General features: G+C 71.2%; 17 protein-coding genes and 1 pseudogene. 12 read left to right on the forward strand and 6 right to left on the reverse strand.

Annotated elements, in window-relative coordinates:
* Position 1 precedes the first annotated feature (1 nt).
* The 3 genes from E1212_RS17355 to E1212_RS17365 all read right to left on the reverse strand — a co-directional run bounded on the left by E1212_RS17355 (position 2) and on the right by E1212_RS17365 (position 2978).
* Positions 2-1303, reverse strand: coding sequence for an ABC transporter substrate-binding protein (locus tag E1212_RS17355; protein WP_131984671.1), 1302 nt, complete (start codon positions 1301-1303; stop codon positions 2-4).
* Positions 1300-2127: a carbohydrate ABC transporter permease gene (locus E1212_RS17360; RefSeq protein ID WP_131984673.1), complete on the reverse strand. Its 828-nt coding sequence runs from the start codon at positions 2125-2127 to the stop codon at positions 1300-1302. Before E1212_RS17360 ends, E1212_RS17355 begins: the two co-directional genes overlap by 4 nt.
* A 407-nt stretch (positions 2128-2534) precedes the next feature.
* Positions 2535-2978 (reverse strand): TetR/AcrR family transcriptional regulator C-terminal domain-containing protein, encoded by a 444-nt coding sequence (locus E1212_RS17365; protein ID WP_131984675.1) that lies wholly within the window; start codon positions 2976-2978, stop codon positions 2535-2537.
* 120 nt (positions 2979-3098) lie between these two features.
* On the opposite strand from E1212_RS17365, the gene E1212_RS17370 reads away from it, so the two are divergent.
* Genes E1212_RS17370 through rpsN form a run of 6 tightly spaced genes read left to right on the forward strand, consistent with a single transcriptional unit; the run spans position 3099 to position 5294 of the window.
* The gene (locus tag E1212_RS17370; protein WP_131984677.1) at positions 3099-4175 is read left to right on the forward strand and encodes a CobW family GTP-binding protein; all 1077 of its coding nucleotides are present in this window, start codon (positions 3099-3101) and stop codon (positions 4173-4175) included.
* Positions 4176-4197: 22 nt separating this feature from the next.
* On the forward strand, positions 4198-4320 hold the full coding sequence (gene ykgO, locus E1212_RS17375) for a type B 50S ribosomal protein L36 (protein ID WP_131984679.1): 123 nt from the start codon (positions 4198-4200) through the stop codon (positions 4318-4320).
* A gap of 5 nt (positions 4321-4325) precedes the next feature.
* Positions 4326-4565, forward strand: a complete 240-nt coding sequence (rpsR, locus tag E1212_RS17380; protein WP_131984681.1) for a 30S ribosomal protein S18 — start codon at positions 4326-4328, stop codon at positions 4563-4565.
* A gap of 18 nt (positions 4566-4583) precedes the next feature.
* The gene (gene rpmB, locus E1212_RS17385) at positions 4584-4820 is read left to right on the forward strand and encodes a 50S ribosomal protein L28 (RefSeq protein ID WP_131984683.1); all 237 of its coding nucleotides are present in this window, start codon (positions 4584-4586) and stop codon (positions 4818-4820) included.
* Positions 4821-4985 carry a 50S ribosomal protein L33 gene (gene rpmG / locus E1212_RS17390; protein WP_131984685.1) on the forward strand — a complete coding sequence of 55 codons (165 nt, stop codon included), beginning with the start codon at positions 4821-4823 and terminating at the stop codon, positions 4983-4985.
* Between the two features lie 3 nt (positions 4986-4988).
* Positions 4989-5294, forward strand: coding sequence for a 30S ribosomal protein S14 (gene rpsN / locus E1212_RS17395; protein WP_131984687.1), 306 nt, complete (start codon positions 4989-4991; stop codon positions 5292-5294).
* 99 nt (positions 5295-5393) lie between these two features.
* Here rpsN and E1212_RS30455 read toward each other — a convergent pair whose 3' ends face one another.
* Both E1212_RS30455 and E1212_RS31140 read right to left on the reverse strand, forming a co-directional pair.
* Positions 5394-5591, reverse strand: coding sequence for a hypothetical protein (locus E1212_RS30455; protein ID WP_131984689.1), 198 nt, complete (start codon positions 5589-5591; stop codon positions 5394-5396).
* Between the two features lie 186 nt (positions 5592-5777).
* A pseudogene (locus E1212_RS31140) lies at positions 5778-5976 on the reverse strand (50S ribosomal protein L31); the annotation flags it as partial.
* Between the two features lie 126 nt (positions 5977-6102).
* On the opposite strand from E1212_RS31140, the gene E1212_RS17410 reads away from it, so the two are divergent.
* Genes E1212_RS17410 through E1212_RS17435 form a run of 6 tightly spaced genes read left to right on the forward strand, consistent with a single transcriptional unit; the run spans position 6103 to position 14311 of the window.
* Entirely contained in the window at positions 6103-9339 is a 3237-nt protein-coding gene (locus tag E1212_RS17410; RefSeq protein WP_131984691.1) for a choice-of-anchor M domain-containing protein, read from the forward strand.
* A gap of 2 nt (positions 9340-9341) precedes the next feature.
* The gene (locus E1212_RS17415) at positions 9342-10964 is read left to right on the forward strand and encodes an anchored repeat ABC transporter, substrate-binding protein (protein WP_131984693.1); all 1623 of its coding nucleotides are present in this window, start codon (positions 9342-9344) and stop codon (positions 10962-10964) included.
* Positions 10961-11932 carry a choice-of-anchor M domain-containing protein gene (locus E1212_RS17420; RefSeq protein WP_131984695.1) on the forward strand — a complete coding sequence of 324 codons (972 nt, stop codon included), beginning with the start codon at positions 10961-10963 and terminating at the stop codon, positions 11930-11932. The genes E1212_RS17415 and E1212_RS17420 overlap by 4 nt, the downstream gene beginning before the upstream one ends.
* Positions 11929-12672 (forward strand): anchored repeat-type ABC transporter ATP-binding subunit, encoded by a 744-nt coding sequence (locus E1212_RS17425; protein WP_131984697.1) that lies wholly within the window; start codon positions 11929-11931, stop codon positions 12670-12672. Before E1212_RS17420 ends, E1212_RS17425 begins: the two co-directional genes overlap by 4 nt.
* A 3-nt stretch (positions 12673-12675) precedes the next feature.
* Positions 12676-13557 (forward strand): anchored repeat-type ABC transporter permease subunit, encoded by an 882-nt coding sequence (locus E1212_RS17430; RefSeq protein ID WP_131984699.1) that lies wholly within the window; start codon positions 12676-12678, stop codon positions 13555-13557.
* Positions 13558-13579: 22 nt separating this feature from the next.
* The gene (locus tag E1212_RS17435) at positions 13580-14311 is read left to right on the forward strand and encodes a class I SAM-dependent methyltransferase (RefSeq protein ID WP_162605525.1); all 732 of its coding nucleotides are present in this window, start codon (positions 13580-13582) and stop codon (positions 14309-14311) included.
* A gap of 16 nt (positions 14312-14327) precedes the next feature.
* Here the strand turns inward: E1212_RS17435 and E1212_RS17440 are convergent.
* The coding region (locus tag E1212_RS17440) for a Fur family transcriptional regulator (protein WP_203416949.1) at positions 14328-14569 on the reverse strand (242 nt) is incomplete at its 5' end.

The following is a 14569-nucleotide window of genomic DNA, read 5'->3' on the forward strand; positions in this document are numbered from 1 at the left end:
GTCAGGACCCGACTGCGGGTTGCTGGAACAGCGGGCGCAGTTCGTCCTCGAGCCGCCGCAGGCCCTCCTCGCGGTCGACCCGGCCGTAGAAGACCTCCGCGAGCAGGTCGTTCGCCTCGGCCTCGATGCGCGACCAGGTGGCGATGCGCGGGGTGGCACGCAGGTACGGCTCGATGTCGAGGTACACCTGCGACGACGCCGGCGGCTCGGCGGGCTCGAGGAAGACGTCGGAACTCGCGACGTCGAGCCGCGAGGGCACCGTCCGGCCGGACGCGGCGAGGATGGTCTGGCCCTCCACGCCCATGGCGAACTCGATGAAATCCCAGGCCGCGGCGTGGTCGTCCAGGCCGGCGCTCATGCAGTAGGCGTCGCTGTGCAGGATCGACGCCGGCTCGCCGCCGGGCGCGACGGGCAGCGGCGCGACGTCCCACTCGAACCCCTCGATGGAGCGCAGCGTCGGCACCGCGACCCGGCTGTTCAGGTACATGCCGAGGGTGCCCCGCAGGAACCGGGCCTCGCTGGACTCGCTCTGCTCCTCGGCGTCGGGCGGGACGACGCCGTGCACGAGCTGCAGGTCGAGGAACCAGTCGACGGCCTGGCGAGTGGCGGGGTCTGTGGTGAGCGTGAAGATGGTCGGCTCGTCGGGGTCATCGACGACGTCGCCGCCGTTCGACCACGCGAACGGCGCGACCCGGATGACCGACGGCTCGACGCCGGCCCCGTATGTGCCGCCGCCGGTGAGCGCCGTGGCCGCCGCGAGGAAGTCGTTCCAGGTCCAGCCCTGGGCCGGCGGTTCGAGCCCGGCCGCCTCGAACAGGTCTCGGTTGTAATAGACGACCAGCGACGAGAGGTTCTGCGGCATGCAGGTGAGCTCCTCGCCGTCGAACCGGAACGCGTCGAGCGCCCGCGGGCTGAAGTCGTCCTCGCCGAGCACCTCGCTGTCGTCGAGGTAGTCCTGGACCGGTTCGATGACGTCCTGGGCGGCGAACTGGCCGTAGCGGCGGAAGTTCAGCAGGAACACGTCCGGTGGCGCGCCGCCCGCGAACGCCGTCGTCAGCCGGGCCATGAGGTCGTCCTGTGTGGCGACGGGGGAGAGCGTGACGCCGACGTCGCTGGAGGCCTCGAACGCCTCCACCAGGGACGTGTACCCGGCCACCTCCTCGGCGTCGCCGAACAGCGTCACCGTGATCTCGCGGTCCGCGCCGTCGCTGCGGCCGTCCCCGTTCCCCGGCTCCGAGCCACAGGCGGCGGCGACCAACCCGGCCAAGGCGACGGCCGTGGCCGTTCGGCGGGTGCGGGTCATGGGCGTCCTCTCCGTAGGGCGGCCAGGGGATCATCGCTCAGCAGCACGCGCTGGGCGAGCAGGAACACGACCACGCAGGGCAGGGTCGCGATGACGCAGCCGGCCATCAGCAGCGGCCAGTCGGTGGGGTTGAGCAGCAGCAGGAAGCGCAGCGCCAGCGGGAACGTGTAGCGATCGCCGCTGTGCAGGTAGAGCAACGGATCGATGAAGTTGGCCCAGTGGAACGTGAACGCCAGCACCGCGACGGCGAGGGTGGCCGGGCGCACCTGTGGCAGCGCCACCCGGCGCCAGACGGTCAGCCAGCCGGCCCCCTCGAGCCGCGCCGACTGCAGCTGACTGTCCGGGACACCGCCGAAGCTCCAGGCGTAGAGCAGCACCAGGAACGGGCTGACAGCGAGGAGGGCCGGCGCCAGCAGCGGCACGATCGTGTCGGTGACGCCGGCCAGCCGGAACACCTCGAACCGCGTCGCCCATACCGCGGTCACCGGCACCAGCAGGACCACCACGAGCGCGACGACCGCCTTCCGCCGCGCCGACGGCGGGAGCAACCGGACGCCGAACCCCGTCAGGGCCGCGGTGAGGACTGTCAGCGGCACCGCGACGGCGGCCACCATGGCAGAGTTCGCCAGGTACCGGAACAGCGGCATCAGCTCCGGCAGCCGCCGGTACGCATCCAGCGTCGCCTCCGGCGGCCACAGCTCCAGCGTCCGCGGCGGCGGCAGCCCGGCCGGGCGCAGCGACCCGGTCAGCATGAACCACAACGGCGCCGCGAACAGAGCGGCGACCAGCGCCGGCAGCACGAACCGCCCCGCCACCCGGCTCACGGGCGCGGGCCCGTCGGGCGAACGCGGCGGCGGGCGGGCATGGCGCGCAATATGTCACATTCGACGTCAGGGTGTCGTCCTCGGGCTCAACCGCCGGCTCCCCGTGATGCTCGAGGCCGGCTACCCGCTCGGTTCGGCTCTAGCGTCCCCCCGGCGCTCAGTGCCGGGGCGATCGTCGACTGCGTCGTGGGCGGCGCCGCCGACGACAGTGGAGCAGCCGATGGAACCTTGTCGGCCGCCTTGACCGCCCAGGCCCTGGCCTGGGCGCGGGCACTGCCGCAGCCGCCCTGAATGGCGCTGCACTACGTCTCCGACATCGCCTTGGCGGCACCGTTCTGGTCCCAGCAGAGCTATGCGCCCGTGGCTACGTTCCTGACCACCGCCCCGCGGTTCCCTGGCTGGCGGATTCAGGTCGCCGGACGTGCGGTGAGCTCGGTCGCGAGACCGGCGAGGATCCAGTCGAGGCCGCTGTCGAAGATTGCGTGCATCGGCAGCGTGAAGAACGTCCGTCCGACCCGCGCTGCCGCCGGATGGGCGGCGGGGTCGACGTCGTCCAGGCCGGCGACGAACGCCTTGGCCCGGCTCGGCCGTGGCTCGCGCCGGCGGGCATCGGCGTCGTCCTCGATGGCCGTCCGGGAGAAGGTCCAGCTCATGATCGCAGCGGTGCCGCGCGCGACGGTGTCGTCGTCGAATCCGGCGTCGACGAGTGCCGAGGCGAGGTCGTCCAGGAGGCGGTACGCCTCCGGCCCGGCGGGCCCGTTCGACATCAGCCACGCCGCCATGCCGGGGTACTGGCGCAGCGTCCGCGGTGACGATGCGCTCGACGCTGAGTGTTGCCGAGTCACCCTCATCGATGGGCTCGTCGGGCGCACCCTGCCGCGCGAGGCCTGACGCGGTTCGGCCCGGTGTCGTCTTCAAGGGTGCTAGCATTTTCACTTAATGAGGTTGATTATCGTTAGAAAGAGTTGCGGATGCGCATCACACCCGTAGTCCTGGTGACCGGTGTCGATCCGGACGCGATGGCGTCGGCGACCATCACGCTGCAGTGGGATCTGCCCGACGCCGTCGTCGTGCACCATCGCATCGACGTCGAGCGGAGTCGGCTGCTCAGAACCGTGAGCGACGTGACCGGCGTGGTCGAGCAGGAGGAGGTGGACCTCGAGCACGCGTGCGTCAGTTGCGCCGTGCGCGAGGACGTCGCGCCGACCGTGGCCCGGCTGGCGCACGCCGGGCGGTGGGGCGTCATCGTCGCGCACCTGCCGGCCGGCGCCGAGGCGCAGCAGGTCTGCCGCGTCGTCGCCGGTGACGTGCGGCTGCGGCACGTGCGCATCGCCGGCGTCCTGTGTGCCGTCGACGGCGATCGGCTGGTTGACGACCTGCTGGGCGACGAACTGCTGTGCGAGCGCGGCACGCACACCGCCGCGGACGACCGCCGCGGCGTGGCCGAGGTCGGCGCGGCCCAGCTGGAGTACGCCGACGCCGTCACCATCGTCGGCGCCGCCGATGACGCGGAGCTGGAGCTGGTCCGTGCGCTCGCCCGGCCCGGCGCGGCGGTGCTCGCCGACGGCGACGTGCTGGAGCCGGCCCGGCTGCTGGGCGGCATCCACGAGCACGCCGCCGCCGAGGCCTGGGCGGCCCAGGTGCGGAACGGGCCGCTGCCGGCGTTCGATGGCGCGCACGTGTGGAGGCTGGATCTGCGGTCGGGCCGGCCGTTCCACCCGGACCGGCTGTACGAGGACATCGAGGCGATCGGTGGCGGCCCGCGCAGGTCGCGCGGCTGCTTCTGGCTGCCGACGCGGGCGACGGTCGCGTGCGTGTGGGACGGCGCCGGTGGTCAGTTGAGCATCGGTGTGGCTGAACCGTGGGGCCGCCGCCGGCCGTTCACTCGCATCGTCGTGACCGGGATGGACGACGGCCGCGACGAGGTCGCCGCGGCGTTCGAGCGCTGCCTGCTCACCGACGACGAGGCCCGCGGCCGCGGCATGTACTGGGAGGCCGCCGGTGACGGCTTCGAGGCCTGGCTGGGCGACATCCGCAGCCCGCTCTGACGAATCCAACGGAAGGCAGGAGATGAAGGTTCGCAACTCGCTCAAGTCGCTCAAGAACAAGCCCGGCTCGCAGGTGGTCCGACGCCGTGGCCGCGTCTACGTGATCAACAAGCTGAACCCGCGGTTCAAGGCCCGGCAGGGCTGACCGCGATGGCGACCAGGAAGCCGCCGCCGTCAGGCCGCCGCAAGCGCCCCAAACCGCTGCTCGCCGCCGAGGTCACCTACGTCGACTACAAGGACGTGAAGCTGTTGAAGGCGTTCGTCTCCGAGCGCGGCAAGATCCGCTCCCGCCGGGTCACCGGGCTGACGCCGGAGCAGCAGCGAGCGGTGGCCAAGGCGATCAAGAACGCCCGGGAGATGGCCCTGCTGCCGTACCCGTCGGGACGCTGACCACAGAAGGGACCCTGCATGTCCGCACGATGCCAGGTGACCGGAGCGCAGCCGGGCTTCGGTCACTCCATCTCACACTCGCATCGGCGCACCAAGCGCCGGTTCGACCCGAACATCCAGCGCAAGCGCTACTGGGTGCCGTCGCTGGGACGCACCGTCACGCTCACGGTGAGCGCGCGGGGCATCAAGACCATCGACAAGCGCGGCATCGAGGCCGTCGTCGCCGAGATCATCGCCCGAGGGGAGCGGCTGTAGATGGCCCGCAACGACATCCGGCCGATCATCAAGCTGCGTTCCACCGCGGGCACGGGCTACACCTACGTGACTCGGAAGAGTCGCCGCAACGACCCCGACCGCATGGTGCTGCGCAAGTACGACCCCGTCGTCCGCCGGCACGTCGACTTCCGCGAGGAGCGCTGATCCGTGGCGAAGAAGAGCAAGATCGTCCAGAACGAACGCCGCCGCGAGGTCGTCGCCCGGTACGCCGAGCGCCGGGCCGAGCTCAAACGCATCATCGCCGACCCCGACAGCACCGACGACGAGCGCGCCGCCGCCCGGCGGGCGCTGACCCGTCAGCCCCGCGACGCCAGCGCCACCCGGCTGCGCAACCGCGACCAGGTCGACGGCCGGCCCCGCGCGGTCTACCGGAAGTTCGGGCTGTCCCGCATCCGGTTGCGCGACATGGCGCACCGCGGCGAGCTGCCTGGCGTCACCAAGTCCAGCTGGTGACCTGACGGGGCCGAACCAAAGCCGGTCAGGCGCTTCGACGCAGGACGAACATCGCCATCGCCTCAGGGCCGACGGGCTCCGCGAGCAGGCCGGCGGCGGTCACTTCGTCTTGCAGGCCGGCTTCGGAGAACACCCACCACCGTAGGAGACGTGCTCCTCGCTCACGGTCCCTTCGTCGTCGACCGTGCGGTAGGTCATGTACCACATGACCTGGCCGGCTCCCGCGGGCTCGGCGCGTCCCGAGCCTGGGTAGGTGAGCCGCCCGAGCGTGACGGTCGCGAAAGCGGTGGCGGGCACCTCGACGGCCTCCGGCGGGGGCTGGAGGTTGACCAGCGCCTCGCGTCGGGCGCGAGGCGCTGGGCGTGCATCGCCCAGAATCCGGCGCGGGCAAGGGGTCGAGATGGCCGATGCTGTTCAGGGCGAGGACCGCCCCATACCGGTCGGGTAACTGCGGCGAGGTGTGGTGTAGCGGCGGCGGAACTGGCTGGCCGAGAAGATGTCGACGTCGACGACGGGGGTACGTCCGGCCGTCCTCCCAGACGACGGTCTTGTCCGAGGTGATGGTCGAGCGGGTCAGGAAGGCCACCCCGGCGCTGGTGTGGCGGAACACGACCGGCCCGTACTCGGGGTGGATCCCTCCTTCATGAGACCCCTGCTTCCTGGGGAATTGACGTCGGCGCACTGCTCGGTAACGATAACAGTTATCGTAACGGCTGCGCCCGGATCACAAGGATCGCGCCGAGGATGACAAAACTGAGAATCGTTATCTATAGTAGCGCCAACTCACTCATGACCTGTTTGGGAGTCGATGTCCGTCATGCAACGGTTCATGGCCCGGAAGATCACGGCTGCGGCCGGCGCGGCCGCACTCGTCGTCGCGTCCGGGGTGGCGGCACACCAGGCCGGCGCGGAGCCGGGTCCGCCGCCGCCCGCCGACGAGCGCAGGGTGCTCACGACGGAGCACGTCGATGCGATCAACGTCGGGTTCGACGGCGAACGTCTGACCGTCAACTCGAAGATCAGCCCGCCGGTCGAGCACGTCGAGGTGGATGACCTGGTGTACCAGCTCTCCGACCTCGGTCGCGTGGAGGGACTTCCGGAGCAGTACGTGGAGTTCATCGGCGCCGACGCCGCGTGGGTCATCATGCAGACCCAGAACCCGGACGTCCTCTGGGCCGGCTGGAGCACTGAGGAGATCGGCACCGGGATCGTCGACGGCGACGCGGTCGACATCATGCTGACCGACGCGCGCGGACCCGGCGATGTCGAGGTCTTCCAGACCGGCCCGTTCGGAGAGCCCATCCGGATCTTCAGCTCCGACGAGGACCACAAGACGTTGCGCCAGGCCGTCAACGCGCACGTGCACGCGAACTGGGCGTTCACCCAGCCAGGCGTCTACACGCTGACCTTCACGGCCGGAGCGACGGTCGGCGGCCAGGCGGTGACGTCGGAGCCGGTCGAGTACACGTGGGTCGTCGGAGGGAGCAACGGCACGCTGCCAGAGCCCGCGACGACGGCGACGACGCTCGAGGTGCCCGCGGAGGCGGCGGCCGGCGACGAGGTCGTCCTCGAGGCCGCGGTGGCCACCGACACCGGCGACCACGCGCCGCCCGCACCGGGCGGGTACGTCGAGTTCCACGACGGGGAGACGTCGCTCGGGTGGGCGGCACTGGCTGACGGCCGCGCCACCTTGCCCGTCACGTTCGACGCGCCCGGCGACCATGGGATCACGGCCACGTACGTGTCGCAGGAGCCCCAGTTCTATGCCAGCTCGACCTCCGCGCCGGCCACGCTGACCGTCGGTGATCCCGGTGAGGATCCGCCCACGCCGACCCTGACGGTCACCGGGCCGGGCGCGGTCGCGGCGGGCGACGAGGTCACCCTGACCGTGAGCCAGGACCCGGCGACCGAACTGAGCGCGTACCGGTGGTCCACCCGGGCGCCGGGTGCGCTAAACTTCGAGCCGATCGGCGGCGCGACCACTGACACGCTGACCTTCGTCGCCGCCGCAGCCGACGGCGGCCGGCAGTACCGGGCGGCGCTCTACACCGGCGACGGCCGGTTCGTCGCGCAGTCCGCCCCGCACACCCTGACGGTCACCGCGGAGGATCCGGGCGCGGAGGACGGGACGGAGGATCCGGGCGCGGAGGACGGGACGGAGGAGCCGGGCGCGGAGGACGGCACCGAGGATCCGGGCGAGGACCCGCCGGGCCAGTGTGAAGACCCACGGACGGTACTGACCGACGAGCACGTCGATCTTCTCTCGCCGGTCTTGGAGGGGTCGCGACTGGACCTGCGCGCCCGGGTCGGAACGTCGGCCGACCACACGTTCCATGACCCCGCCGATCTCATGGTGCAGGTGAAGGACCCGGAGGCGGCGATCGAGGTTCCGGCCGGCGAGGGCTTCGCGTTCCTCGGCGAGGCCGGCGACCCGCTGTGGATGATCCCGCAGACACAGAACCCGGAAATCGTCTGGGCGGGCTGGTCCACGGAGGAGCTCACGCCGGGCTCGCTGCAGGGCGATGCGGTCGAGATGACGCTGATCGACGCCGAGGGGCCGGGCGAGGTCGAGGTGTTCCAGACCGCCGGCCTGGGTGCGGCGCCGACACGGATCTTCAGCTCGACCGACGTCCTGGAGCCACGACGGCAGAGCGTGGGCCAGCACGTGCACGCGAACTGGGCGTTCACCGAGCTGGGCGAGTACACGCTCACCTTCGAGGTGAGCGGCGCCCTCCCGGATGGGACGACTGTCGCGACGGGGGAGGTGGACTACGCCGTGGTCGTCGGTGACCTGGAGTGCGACCCGGGCGATCCGGGCGACGAGGACGGGACCGACGGCGGAGGTGACGCGAGCGGTGGCGACGCGAACGGCGGCGACGACGGTACTGAGACCGGTGGAGCGGACGACGGCGACGCGAACGGCGGCGACGACGGGACCGACTCCGGTGGAGCGGACGACGGCGACGCGAACGGCGGCGACGACGGTGCCGACTCTGGTGACGGCGGCGCAGACTCCGGTGGTGACGGCTCGGATGCCGGTGGTGACGCCGGCAACGGGCCGAGGCCGACGACCAAGCCGAGCGGCGCGGTCTGTGTGCCGCGCACGCCCAGTACGAGCGCGTCGCCTGGGGCGTCGAACACGCCGGGCGGCGGGTCACAGACCCCCGGCGGCGGCCAGTCCGGTGACCCGGTCGTGCTCAGCACCGAGCACGTCGATCTGCTGTCGCCGCGATTGGAAGGGTCGGCACTGTCGCTCGAGGCGAAGGTGGGATCGGCGAACGACCATACGTTCTACGACCCGGCGGACGTGCTGGTGCACGTCGGTCCGGCGGCGGCGAGCACCGTGCCGGACGGGGACACGTATGCGTTCCTCGGCGCGGCCGGCGCGCCGTTGTGGCTGATCCCTGAGACGCAGAACCCGGACGTGGTCTGGGCCGGCTGGTCGACGGAGCAACTGGCAGCCGGCGCGTTCGCCGGCGACACCGTCGACTTCACGCTGGTGGGCGCCGAGGGGCCGGGGACGGTGGAGGTGTTCCAGAGCGCGGGCTTCGGCGGCGTCACCCGGATCTTCAGCTCCGAGGAGTCGCTGCCGGCGCGGCAGCAGAGCGTCGGCCAGCACGTGCATGCCAACTGGGCGTTCTCGGCGGAGGGCGACTACACGCTGACATTCGAGGCCGCCGGGACGCTGGCCGGCGGCGAGGCCGTCACCACCGGCCCGGTGGAGTACTCGTTCACCGTCGGGGACCTGAGTGGGGCGCGCAACGCCTCGGCCGCCGGGACGGGCGGCGTGATCGCGCCGGCGGTGAACCGTGCCGCGCCGGCGGTGACGCAGGTCGACACGACACCGACGCCAACGCCCACCTCCACCGCGACACCGACCCCGTCGCCGTCGGCGACCACTCTGGCTGCCGGCGAGGACTGCGACCTGGCGAGCACCGGCTCGTCGGGCCTGCCCGGGCTGACGGTTCTGGGTGGTCTGCTTGTCGCGGCCGGCGCGGTCGCGACCGCGGCGTACCTGCGCGATCGTCGTGTGGCTCGCGGTTAGGGATGGACGTGCGCAGTAGCGGCCGGCCCGGTCGACGCGGAGCCGGGCCGGCCGCCATCACCGCCACGCTCGCCGCGGCGGCGCTCGCCTTGACCGGGTGCGCGGCGCCGTCGACGCTCAGCGCGAGCGACGACCGGGTGCAGGTGGTCACCACGACGGGGCTGCTGGCCGACCTGGTACGCAACGTGGGCGGTGACCGGGTGAACGTCAGCTCACTGGTGCCCGACCAGGCGGACCCGCACTCGTACGAGCCGAGCCTGCGCGACATCCGCAACGTGGTCTACGCCGACGTCGCGTTCAGCAACTACCTGCTGCTGGAGCAGCAGGCGATCATCAAGGCGCTCGACGCCAACCTGCCGGACGAGGTGCCGAACATCTCCCTGGCCGAGGGGGCGGTGAAGTACGCGGCCGAGATCATCCCGCTGGTCGAGAACGTCGCCCTCGACACGATCTGGCTCGGCATGCGGGTGCGCGGGACGGGGGAGCAGTACGGCGCGAGCCGCGCCTCGGACGTCTACGTCAGCGGCACCGGCGTCGACGGGCCCGGAGACCTGGTCGCGTACCTGACGGAGTCGTTCGGCAACCCTGAGTTCTACGTGAACTCCACCGACGGGTTCGACGCCTCCGACGGATACCGCGACGACACCGCGACCCTGCCGCCCGACGCGCACACGCACATGAGCTGGGCGTTCACCGAGCCCGGGATATACCGGCTGACGATGCGGGCCGCGCTGGCCCCCGAGCCGGATGCTCGCACCGTCGACCTCGGGAAGCAGACCTTCACGTTCGCCGTCGGCGTCGACCCCCACTCCGTCCCCGGCATGGAGGGCGCGGAGGTGCTGAACGGCGGTCATGCCGACGTGACGGTCGACATCGACACCGGTGAGCTGTACCTGTTGGTCGATCCGCACGGCGGTGACGGTCATGCGCACGCCGAGGTCTTCGACCCGGCCACGACCGTGATCGAGGTGCCGAACAAGGCGCTGCACGAGATCCCGGCCGACGAGGGGTTCCGGTTCCTCGGCCGGCCCGGGGACCCGATCTTCCAGCTGCCCCAGGCAGTCCTCGGCCGGCACGTGCACGGCGAGATCGACCCGCACCTGTGGCAGGACGTCGGCAACGCGATCTCCTACGTCGAGCTGATGCGCGACACGCTGATCCAGGTGGACCCGGACGGCGCCCGCGAGTACCGCGACAACGCCACGCGCTACATCGGCGAGCTCGAGCGGCTCGATGCCGACGTCCGCGGCACGATCGCGACGATCCCGGAGTCGCGACGGCACCTGGTCACCACCCACGACGCGTTCGGCTACCTGGGTGCGGCCTACGACGTGCAGATCTCGGGGTTCGTCACGCCCAACCCGGCCACCGAGCCGAGCCTGGCCGACCGGCGGAAGCTGGCCGAGACGATCCGCAACCTGCGCATCCCGGCGGTCTTCCTCGAGCCGAACCTGGTGACCCGGTCGTCGACGCTCACGGAGGTCGCCGAGGACCTCGGCGTCGCCGTCTGCGAGATCTACGGCGACACGTTCGACGACGAGGTCACCAGCTACGTGGAGATGATGCGATTCAACGCCGAGTCGCTGCGCTCCTGCCTGTCCGAACCAGTGGAGAGAATCGGATGACGCTACGAACCCGGGCTACCCGCGCGGCGGCCGGTGCCGTTCTGACCGTCTTGACGGTGTCCCTGAGCGCGGCGTCCGCCGTCGCCACGGACGACCCCGACCTGGACCAGCAGATCGATCCCGACCAGGCGATCGTGACGGAACAAGCAGTGCTCAGCGAGGGCCACGTCGACATCGGCCCGCGCTACGTCGACGGCCAGTGGACGCTGCTGGTCCACGACGACCACGCCGAGCCGCCGGTCTGGCGCGCGATGCCGAACACCGTGTTCCAGGTCACGGACGCCTCCCTCACCACCGTGCCCGACAATCCGGACTATGCCTTCCTCCCGGCTGAGCCGGGCGCCGACGTCCACGTCGTGCCGCAGGCCGAGCAGCCGGGCGTGGTGTGGGTGGGGTGGAACACCCAGTACCCCAGTGTCATGGACACGATCGACCGCGGGGTCACGCTCACCCTGCGCGGCGTCCAGGGGCCCGGCGACGTCGTGGTGTTCCTGCAGAGCGGCACACTCGGCGAGCCCGAGGTGTTGTGGGACAGCCGCGAGGCGGGCCCGCAGGATCTCTGGGTCGAGGTGAACACGCACACCCACGCCAACTGGGTGTTCTCCGAGCCCGGCGTCTACCTGGTGGAGGTCGAGGTGTCGGCCGACCTGGTGTCCGGCGAGGCGGAGTCGGACACCCAGGTGATCCGCTTCGCCGTCGGCGACGCCACCAGCACCGACGAGGCGCTCGCCGCCGAGTACGCGCAGACGGCGGACCCGTCCACGCCTGCGACGGCCGAGACGCCGGCCGTCGCCGACGACGCGTCGGAGTCCAGCGGAGCCGGGGGAGTCGTCATGGTCGGTGTCGGCATCGCCGCCCTGCTGGTGATCGTCCTCGTCACCGTCCTGCTCCGTGGCCGGAGCGCCAAGAAGCGAGCCGCGGCGCAGCGCGACGCGGCGGCCGCGTCGCTACGCGGAGACCAGGGATGAGCGTCCTGGAGGCGCGTGGCGTGACGGTCGCACTCGGCGGCCGTCCCGTTCTCCACGATGTCGACCTGGCCGTCGACACCGGTGAGCTCACCGGGCTGATCGGACCGAACGGGGCCGGAAAGACCACGCTGCTGCGCTCGATCCTGGGCCTGGTCCGCACGTCCGCCGGGCGGATCGAGGTCGACGGGCGGCCGGTCGGCCCCCGCCGTTCACCGGTGGGCTACGTGCCGCAGCGGCACGAGTTCGCCTGGGACTTCCCGATCTCGGTCGAGAACGCCGTCATGACGGGCCGCAGCGGCCGCCTCGGTCTCTTCCGCCGTCCGGGGGTGGCCGACTGGCAGGCGGTCGGTGAGGCCCTCGACCGGGTGGGCATGAGCGAGCTGGCGCGCCGGCCGGTCGGTGAGCTCTCCGGCGGCCAGCGACAGCGGGTGCTCGTGGCCCGGGCGCTCGCGCTGCAGCCGCGGGTGCTGCTGCTCGACGAGCCGTTCACCGGCCTCGACCTGCCGACCCAGGAGCTGCTGACCGGGCTGTTCGTGGAGCTCTCCCGGGAGGACCGGGCGGTGCTGATGACGACACACGACCTCGTCGGCGCGCTGGACACCTGCACCCGGATCGCGCTGCTGAACCGGACGATCGTCGCCGACGCGCCGCCGAGCGAGCTGCTCGACCCCGAGCCCTGGATGCGGGCGTTCGGCGTCAGCGAGACCAGCCCGCTGCTGAAGATCCTGAAGGTGATGTGACCCGTGTCGATCTCCGAGTTCATCGCCGACCTCACCAACCCCGACCTCGCGTTCCTGCCGAAGGCGCTGCTCATCGCGGTGATGTCGAGCATCGTGTGCGGCGTCGTCGGCTGTTATGTGGTGCTGCGGGGGATGGCGTTCATCGGTGACGCCGTCGCGCACGCCGTCTTTCCCGGCCTGGCGGTCGCGTTCGTGCTGCAGGGCAGCCTCGTCGTCGGCGGCGCCGTCGCCGGGGTGGTCACCGCCATCCTGGTGGCGGTGTTCGCGCAGAATCGCCGGGTCAAGGAGGACTCCGTCATCGGGGTCTTCTACGTGGCCTCGTTCGCGCTGGGCATCGTCATCATCTCGCAGGCGCCCGGCTATGCGGGGTCGCTGCAGCAGTTCCTGTTCGGGTCGATCACCGGGGTTCCCGACGAGGACCTCTACACCGTCGCGCTCACTGGTGTCGTCGTGCTGGGCGCGGTGCTGCTCCTGCACCAGCAGTTCGTCACTGTCAGCCTCGATCGCGAGCTGGCCCGCGCGGTCGGCCTGCGGGTCTTCCGGCTCGACATCGCGCTCTACGTCCTCGTGACCGTCGCGATCGTCATCTCCGTCCAGACCATCGGCAACATCCTGGTGCTCGCCCTCCTCGTCACCCCCGCCGCGACGGCCCGACTGCTCACCGACCGGCTGGGCATCATGATGCTGCTCGCCCCGCTGATCGGCGGGGTGTCCGCCACGGTGGGGTTGTACCTGTCATGGAGCTATGACCTTCCGGTCGGCGGCACCATCGTCCTGGCCCTGACGGCCGCCTTCTTCTCCGCCTACGTCCTCGCGCCGCGGCACGGACTGGTCGCCAAGCGCCGGCGCAAGACCGAGCAACAGCCGACCACGGTGCCGGCGTAGCGGCCCCATGACAGGAGCACCGATGAGCATCGACGACGCAGGCTATGAACGGCTGGCGGAGTTCCACGACCTCTTCATGGACGAGCCGTGGCAGCGGCTTGGTCCGTACGTGCGTGACGCCTTCGCCCATCTCGGCGGCGACGCCGTCGTGGTCGAGGTCGGCGCGGGCACCGGCATGGGGACCCGCACGATCGCGCGGGAGATGCCCGCACGCATCGTGGCACTCGAACCGGCACTGGTGATGCGCGCCGTCCTGACCGCCCGGATGGCCGACGACACCGACCTCGCCTCACGGGTCACCGTCGTCGCAGGATCGGCGCCGGGCGACCTCCACCTCCTGCCGGACACGGTCGACGGATTCGTGTGCGCACACATGCTCGGCCACCTGGAGCGCGTCGCGCGGCGGGATCTTCTCGCCTGGCTCGGATCGCACCTGAACCCCGGCGGCGTCGGCCTCGTCACCACACAACAGGCGCCCGACCCCGGCGCTGCCGACGAGGACATCGTCGAGGTCCGTCGGCTGGGTGACTACGAGTACCGTGCGCTCCACCTCTCGGCCGGGCGTGCGGCAGCGGAGGCGTACACCAGCCGATATGAGGTGTGGCACGGTGAAACCAGGATCAGGGACGAGCGGTTCTCGGGTTCGTGGCGCATCGTCGGTGCCGACGACATCGCCGCCGACCTTCCGCCGACCCTGCGCCTGGAGCCGGTCGACCGCTCGGTCGCGCTCATCCGGCCCAGGGCTCCGGTGTGATCCCGAGGCCGTCGCTCTACTGGGTGGCGCAGTCCGGGCACACGCCGAACAGGTCGACCACGTGGCGGACCTGGGTGTAGCCGTGCTGCGCGGCCACCGACTCGACCCAGTCCTCGAGCGGCGCCTGGATCTCGGTGGCCTTGCCGCATTTCCTGCAGATCAGGTGGTGATGGTGGTCGCGGCTGCAGGAGCGGAACCGCTGTTCGCCGCTTGGTGCGTGGTATGTGTCGGCTTCGTCGTTGTGGACCATCTCGTTGA

The sequence above is a fragment of the Jiangella ureilytica genome (assembly GCF_004348545.1).
Lineage (GTDB): Bacteria > Actinomycetota > Actinomycetes > Jiangellales > Jiangellaceae > Jiangella > Jiangella ureilytica.

What these genes read in the sequence shown, in the direction of transcription:
- E1212_RS17355 (WP_131984671.1), bottom strand. Translation starts at nt 1,303, where the DNA reads ATGACCCGCACCCGCCGAACGGCCACGGCCGTCGCCTTGGCCGGGTTG.
- E1212_RS17365 (WP_131984675.1), bottom strand. Translation starts at nt 2,978, where the DNA reads ATGAGGGTGACTCGGCAACACTCAGCGTCGAGCGCATCGTCACCGCGG.
- E1212_RS17370 (WP_131984677.1), top strand. Translation starts at nt 3,099, where the DNA reads ATGCGCATCACACCCGTAGTCCTGGTGACCGGTGTCGATCCGGACGCG.
- ykgO (WP_131984679.1), top strand. Translation starts at nt 4,198, where the DNA reads ATGAAGGTTCGCAACTCGCTCAAGTCGCTCAAGAACAAGCCCGGCTCG.
- rpsR (WP_131984681.1), top strand. Translation starts at nt 4,326, where the DNA reads ATGGCGACCAGGAAGCCGCCGCCGTCAGGCCGCCGCAAGCGCCCCAAA.
- rpmB (WP_131984683.1), top strand. Translation starts at nt 4,584, where the DNA reads ATGTCCGCACGATGCCAGGTGACCGGAGCGCAGCCGGGCTTCGGTCAC.
- rpmG (WP_131984685.1), top strand. Translation starts at nt 4,821, where the DNA reads ATGGCCCGCAACGACATCCGGCCGATCATCAAGCTGCGTTCCACCGCG.
- E1212_RS17410 (WP_131984691.1), top strand. Translation starts at nt 6,103, where the DNA reads ATGTCCGTCATGCAACGGTTCATGGCCCGGAAGATCACGGCTGCGGCC.
- E1212_RS17415 (WP_131984693.1), top strand. Translation starts at nt 9,342, where the DNA reads ATGGACGTGCGCAGTAGCGGCCGGCCCGGTCGACGCGGAGCCGGGCCG.
- E1212_RS17420 (WP_131984695.1), top strand. Translation starts at nt 10,961, where the DNA reads ATGACGCTACGAACCCGGGCTACCCGCGCGGCGGCCGGTGCCGTTCTG.
- E1212_RS17425 (WP_131984697.1), top strand. Translation starts at nt 11,929, where the DNA reads ATGAGCGTCCTGGAGGCGCGTGGCGTGACGGTCGCACTCGGCGGCCGT.
- E1212_RS17435 (WP_162605525.1), top strand. Translation starts at nt 13,580, where the DNA reads ATGAGCATCGACGACGCAGGCTATGAACGGCTGGCGGAGTTCCACGAC.